Origin of the sequence: Gracilibacillus suaedae (genome assembly GCF_017599345.1) — a bacterium.
GTDB classification, from domain to species: Bacteria; Bacillota; Bacilli; order Bacillales; family Amphibacillaceae; genus Gracilibacillus; species Gracilibacillus suaedae.
Genome location: NZ_JAGFVL010000024.1, coordinates 63,053 through 69,646 on the forward strand (window position 1 = coordinate 63,053; position 6,594 = coordinate 69,646).

General features: G+C 36.2%; 6 protein-coding genes. 5 read left to right on the top strand and 1 reads right to left on the bottom strand.

Translation table 11 applies throughout. The annotated features are described in order from the left end of the window. Positions 1-329: 329 nt before the first annotated feature. The 5 genes from J5J03_RS06735 (at position 330) to J5J03_RS06755 (ending at position 4,975) form a co-directional block, all read left to right on the top strand. The gene (locus tag J5J03_RS06735) at positions 330-1,106 is read left to right on the top strand and encodes a MurR/RpiR family transcriptional regulator (RefSeq protein WP_208587739.1); all 777 of its coding nucleotides are present in this window, start codon (positions 330-332) and stop codon (positions 1,104-1,106) included. A 123-nt stretch (positions 1,107-1,229) separates the two neighbouring features. Continuing rightward, positions 1,230-2,168: a 1-phosphofructokinase gene (gene pfkB, locus J5J03_RS06740; RefSeq protein WP_208587741.1), complete on the top strand. Its 939-nt coding sequence runs from the start codon at positions 1,230-1,232 to the stop codon at positions 2,166-2,168. Next, a complete protein-coding gene (locus J5J03_RS06745) occupies positions 2,161-3,603 on the top strand; it encodes a PTS fructose transporter subunit IIC (RefSeq protein WP_208587743.1) in 1,443 nt (480 codons plus the stop codon). The genes pfkB and J5J03_RS06745 overlap by 8 nt, the downstream gene beginning before the upstream one ends. Further along, positions 3,584-4,039 carry a PTS sugar transporter subunit IIA gene (locus J5J03_RS06750; protein WP_208587751.1) on the top strand — a complete coding sequence of 152 codons (456 nt, stop codon included), beginning with the start codon at positions 3,584-3,586 and terminating at the stop codon, positions 4,037-4,039. The genes J5J03_RS06745 and J5J03_RS06750 overlap by 20 nt, the downstream gene beginning before the upstream one ends. 24 nt (positions 4,040-4,063) lie before the next feature. Further along, the gene (locus J5J03_RS06755; RefSeq protein ID WP_208587753.1) at positions 4,064-4,975 is read left to right on the top strand and encodes a class II fructose-bisphosphate aldolase; all 912 of its coding nucleotides are present in this window, start codon (positions 4,064-4,066) and stop codon (positions 4,973-4,975) included. A gap of 118 nt (positions 4,976-5,093) precedes the next feature. On the opposite strand, the gene J5J03_RS06760 is transcribed toward J5J03_RS06755, so the two are convergent. Further along, on the bottom strand, positions 5,094-6,594 hold a 1,501-nt coding region (locus tag J5J03_RS06760; protein ID WP_208587761.1), incomplete at its 5' end, for a cadherin-like beta sandwich domain-containing protein.

A 6,594-nucleotide genomic window follows, 5' to 3' on the forward strand; every position in this document is an offset into this window, starting at 1 on the left:
TTTGGTACTTACTTTGAGTTTCATACATGTATGACTGGGGGAAATTAGCCATGTCGTTTACTTACCGACGTGGTAATCAAGCTCAAGAACCTCTGCTCTTATTTCTCTACCATTTCAGTCTGTCTATGTGATAAAGTAATACTATGATTAACAAAACCCTAGCATTTGCTTCCTTGTCTTAAAATTGATGGAAGGTAGATGGTTAACAATGAGTTTAGTTCTAAATTGGTATTTTAACATGAACCTTAGTATGATTAGGAATATAACATTCTTTTCACGAAGATGTGTGATAATAATAACAAATACCCAAAACGTTAAGGGGGTAACTCATGAACAATATATTATTTGATATACCAGCAACCACTTACAAAACACTTAGCGATACGGAAAAATATTTACTAGAGTATATTCACAATCACTTAGACGAGATTTCGTCTATGTCGATTGTCAAGTTAAGTGAACATGCTAATGTATCGACAGCTACCATTGTAAGACTTATGAAAAAAATAGGGTATGACGGCTATACTTCATTTAAATATAGTCTAAAAGAAAAAGTGAAGCTATCTGACGAAAACAATGAAATGGAAAATATTGATCAAAAAATTAAACAAGCAATTCAGAAAAATGAGCATGAAGTTATCAAAACAATTCAATTACAAAGTATTGGGCAAATTGAGGATGCTGTTCAAAAGATTAATGATGCTGAGAAAATATTTGTGTTTGGTCGTGGTTTCTCCGAAATGATAGCGAAAGAGATGACAATTAAGCTACAGTTAATGGGAAAAAACTGTGAAGAACATAATGATCCAAATATCATTAGAATAAAATCAAAAAACATACAACCAAATGAAATAGCAATCTTTGTTTCACTAAACGGGGAAACGGAGGAACTAGTAGAAGCTTGTAAAAACTTAAATATAAGACAAATCACCACGATCACACTCACAACTAGAATGGAATCAAGTCTTGGACAAATGTCAGAAATGACATTTGTCGGATATAAAGGAACCCACTCTTACTTTCCAGATTATGAAGTGCGTTCTCGTCTTCCCTTGAGTGTTATCTCCAGAATTTTATTAGATGCTTATGCAATACGAACGCTGTAAAACTTGGCTGTACGCCAAGTTTTTTATTTTTACAACAGACGAAAACCTTTACATATCCTGAAAACATTTACAGGTATACATGTGCCATAATGAAGATAACAAGACAACAAGGCAGGTGAGCACATGATTTATACACTAACAGCAAATCCAGCGATTGATCTGTATGTTGGATTAGACCAGTTAAAACCAAATGTCGTGAATAGGACATATGAAGAAGACTATCAGCCAAACGGTAAAGCAATAAATGTATCAATTATGCTCAGTAAGCTTGGGATTACCAATACCGCTATAGGATTTATCGGGGGATTTACTGGAGAATTTATCGAACAAGAATTAAAGAAGCTATCTATTAACACATCCATGGTTTATGTAAAAGGCATTACGAGAATAAATCTATTCGCTAATGCTGATCAAGAATACAAAATTGTAAATAAAGGACCAATGATATCTAGGACAAAAAAGACAGAAATGCTCGACAAAATCAATACGATACCAGCTAACAGTATACTATTTGTCTCAGGCAGTTTACCGAGAGGTATTGAAGATGATTTTTATATTAATATCGCCGAAATATGTGATCAAAAAGAAATCAAACTGATTTTAGACATTAGTTCACATGCATTACTAGATTGTTTGAAATATAAACCATTACTAATTAAACCTAACGAAGATGAGCTCGCTTCCCTTTTCCAATTATCACCAGCAGATCTCAATGAGGAGAAAATCATCGAACTAAGTAAAAAGCTTTTGAAGATGGGAGCCCAGCAAGTACTCGTTTCTAGAGGAGAAAAAGGAGCCATTTACACTTCTTCTCAACGAATCATGAAAGTAAGCTCAGCTAAAGGACAAGTAGTAAATACCGCTTGTGCAGGTGATGCTTTGCTAAGTACTTTCATTGGAAAGTTAGAACTTCATCATTCGTTAGAAGATGCTTTAATCTATGCCTCTGCCGCAGGAGCAGCTACAGCTTTTAGTAAAGGTCTTTGTAACCTTTCACATATTCAAGCACTAATACCAGATATTCAAATTAATAAATTAAAGGAGGAGAGTTTATATGGCTAATATTAAAATTGTTGCAGCAACAGGTTGTCCGACAGGTATAGCACATACTTTTATGGCAGAAGAAGCTTTAAAGAAAGCAGCAAAGAAGCTTGGTGTTGAAATTAAGGTAGAAACACATGGACAAGTGGGAGTTGAAAATGAACTTACCAAAGGAGATATTGCTAAAGCTGACGGGGTCATCATCGCAGCCGATAAAGATGTCTATGCGTATCGTTTCCACGGAAAGCCAACGGTGGAAGTTACAGTTGCAAAAGGTATTCATGAAGCTGAACAATTAATTCAAACAATTATTGACGGTAAAGCTACCGTATTCAAAGCAAAGAAAAGTAATACCACCGAAGAAGATGAAACTGCATTACAAAAAAGTAATCATTCACTAGCTCATTCCATTTATAAACACCTCATGAATGGTGTTTCCCACATGCTTCCATTTGTCGTAGGTGGCGGGGTGTTGATCGCACTATCGTTTTTATTTGGTATTCATTCAGCTGATCCAAACCATGAAAGCTATAACCCGATTGCTGCCACTTTAAAGGATATTGGTGGGCTTGGGTTTCAAATGATGGTACCCATTCTGGCAGCATTTATCGCAGAGTCCATTGCAAAGCGCCCAGGGATGGTAGTCGGTTTTATCGGCGGACTGATTGCAAGTAATGGCGGAGCTGGATTTTTAGGTGGTATTGCTGCCGGCTTTCTTGGAGGTTTCACTATTGTCTTACTCGGTAAACTACTAGAAAAAATGCCAAAATCACTAAACGGATTGAAATCAATCTTTTTGTATCCTTTAATTGGTATCTTATTAGTCGGCGTGATTATGACGTTATTAGTAGAACCTATGACAGCAATAAATGAAGGCATGATGTCTTTCTTAAGTAATTTTCAAAATGCAAATCCCGTTTTACTTGGTGTAATTGTTGGGGCCATGAGTGCCTTTGACATGGGTGGACCTGTTAATAAAGCTGCCTATGTAACGGGTACAGCATTACTTGGAGAAGGAAACTATTACTTTATGGCAGGAGTTTCTGCCGCTTGTATTACACCACCACTTATTACAGCATTTGCAACGGTATTTTTCAAAAAATACTTTAACCAAGCAGAGCGCAATGCTGGTGGAGTTAACTTTATTCTTGGATCTACTCACATTACAGAAGGTGCCATCCCATTTGCCGCGAAAAACCCTATTGTTGTAATTCCAATATTAATGATTGGTTCATCTGTATCCGCTATTTTGACTTATATAATGAACATTGAGGTACCGGCTCCACATGGTGGATTCCTTGTATTACCAGTCGTTACAGGAGCTATACAATGGGTGATCGCTATATTAATCGGTTCACTAGTTGGGGCATTTATATATGGATTCTATAAGAAGCGTAGCTATTTAAAAGACCAACAAACGAAAGGTGAGGAAAAAGATGGGCAACAAATTGTTTGATATCAATCAAATCACACTAAAACAACCACTGATCACACAGGAAGAAGTATTCCAACTAATCGCAACAATTGCTGTTGAACAAGGGATTGCTTCAGATCCAGATGAGGTAATAGATGGCTTACTGAAACGTGAACAAGAGAGTACAACAGGCTTTCAAGATGGATTTGTGATTCCACATGCACAAGTGGATGCCATTAAACGACCTGCGATCATTGTTGTATCTTCAAGCGTTGGAATTGAATGGAATGCATTAGATGGAAAGCCAGCTACCTTCTTTATCGCACTATTAATTCCAAAACAAGAAGCAGGTACGACACACATTCAAGCACTAGCATCTATTTCAAGAATGCTAATTCATGAAGAAAAACGTGAAGCGCTAGCACATGCCGAAAACAAAACAACTGTAATGGAAGAGCTAGCAGGAGCTTTCGCATAAAATTTTACCTAGGGGGAAAATCATATGACACTCGTATCATCTACACCAATGCTACAAGAAGCTAGAAAGTCCGGTTATGGAATTGTCGCTTTTAATATTCACTCTTTCGATATGCTTTACTCAGTTGTCGAAGCAGCAGCGGAGATTGATGCACCTGTTATTATTCAAACAACTGTTGGAACAGTTAAAAATTTAGGACCTGATAATATTGTAAAAACAGCAAGTGCTGCATCTGAAAAATATGATATTCCAATAGCACTTCACTTAGACCATTGTACAGACCTAGAAGTAATCATTCAGTGTATTCGAGCAGGTTACACTTCTGTCATGATGGATGCTTCGATGTATCCATTTGAAGAAAATGTACGGCTCACAAACCAAGTAATGGATATTGCAAAACATATCGATATCAATGTTGAAGCAGAACTTGGAAAAGTAGGTGGTGTAGAAGACAATATAGTCGTTTCCGCGAAAGATGCAGAAAAAGCAGTACCAACTGAATGTAGGGAATTTATTAACAGAACAGGTGTACCAACATTAGCCCCTGCAATCGGAACAGCACATGGCATATACAATGGTGATCCGGATATCGATTTCCGACGTATTGAAGAAATCGCCAACCTTGTCGAAGAACCACTTGTTCTACATGGTGGATCTGCTATACCTGAAGATGATGTAAAACAATGCATATCATTAGGGATGGCAAAGATGAATGTATCGACAGAATTAAAGAATGCTTATTCAGAAGCTATTAAAGAACATTTTTCAGAAATGCCAGATTCTTTGGATCCTAGAAAATATCTAACTAAGGCAAAAAATATTGCAAAAGAATTAGCAAAGAACAAAATGGTATTAGTTGGCTCCGCTGGAAAAGCATCAGAAATAAAAGAAAAAGCATATCCGAATCGATATAAATTAAATTCATCGCACGTATAAAGGAAAATAGCTGCCCTAAAGAATGAAGGGCAGCTATTTTTTTATCAGAATATGCACTCTTGCATTGTTATTCCAATATCTACTATTTCTTCTCGGATTAATTCAATTCCTTTTCATATTAATTGACCTTCCTACAAAACCTGAATAAAATGAAAATTCCACCAATCAAGAAAATCATGCTTAATACAATCCAGTTAAATATATTAGTTGATGTATTTGGTAAGTTAATGTGAATCGTGTCATTTTTCTGATCATAATCCTCTTGGTTTGTTCCAGCTATTTCTTCGTTATCTTCTCGCGTGACTCCATCTGGTGTTTCATCAATATCCTGACCTGAATTTTCCTTGTGTGTTTCACCATCTTCTACCAGTAAATCATTTAATGCAACCGTATAAATACTGAAATGGTTTGTAGTTGTACTTATGTGTCCATCAGATAATGTTCCACCAATCATTTCCCACTCATTTGTATCTTCATTAAAATAAAATATGTGAAGATCATCCATATTTTTTTGTTCTTTAATTGGAAAACTAATTGTTATTTCCTTGTTGAACTCACTTATCACCGTGTCTTGTTGTCTTATTGTAAAATCTAAAACATCACTTACAGCTAAATCAGTATTAGGTATATCCGTATCTAGATTATTACTTAGATTCTTTATTGATATGGATAAGTTTTTCCATTCATTAAAATTAGATATTGGGATATTTAGATTAACATTTTTCTTATGAATTGCTAATGATGCATTTAGCTCTTTTAATTGTTTTACTTGCTCTGCTTGCAATTCAATTTCCTCTACCCTATCTAAATCGTCTAGTACATCAAGAATTAAAGTACCATTGGTATCTAACATATCGATGGCTTGATTGGATATAGTTAACTTTCCATCACTGACTTCTGGTATAGTTTTATATTGATTAGTTAAGCGAATAACTTGTACCTTGTATTCACTGGTTGAGCCATCTTCCGCCTCTACGTTTATATTAATATGGTTGATCCCCGTTTCCAATTGAATTGTTCGGTTTTCTTCAAAAGTTGTATTATTAATTCGAACAGTGGCTTTTGGACTGGAAGCTTCAGCTTTTAACTTAATTTCTTCTACTTCACTGGCAACTCTTATAGTATATTCCGTATGATCTTTGCTAAACTGGGGATTTAAAATTGCTACGGATGTATCGATAGATTGTAAAGTAGTATTATTACTTAGCCACTTGGCATATAGCGTGGTATCCTCTGTTACCACATCTTCTTCAAAGTCCCAGACCGTTTCATACGTTTCATCTGTGTACCAGCCTGCAAATGTATAGCCTGTTCGCTCTGGGGCTTCTGGTTCATTTACCTTCTCCTGGTATGGAACAGATTGCTGACTTACCGCACTACCTCCATTTGTTTCAAAGCTTACTTCATAATTACTAATCTTCCACTTGGCATATAGCTTGGTATCCTCTGTTACCACATCTTCTTCAAAGTCCCAGACCGTTTCATACGTCTCATCTGTGTACCAGCCTGCAAATGTATAACCTTTTCGCTCTGGGGCTTCTGGTTCACTTACCTTCTCTTGATATGGAACAGATTGCTGACTTACCGCACTACCTCCATTTGTTTCAAAGCTGACTTCA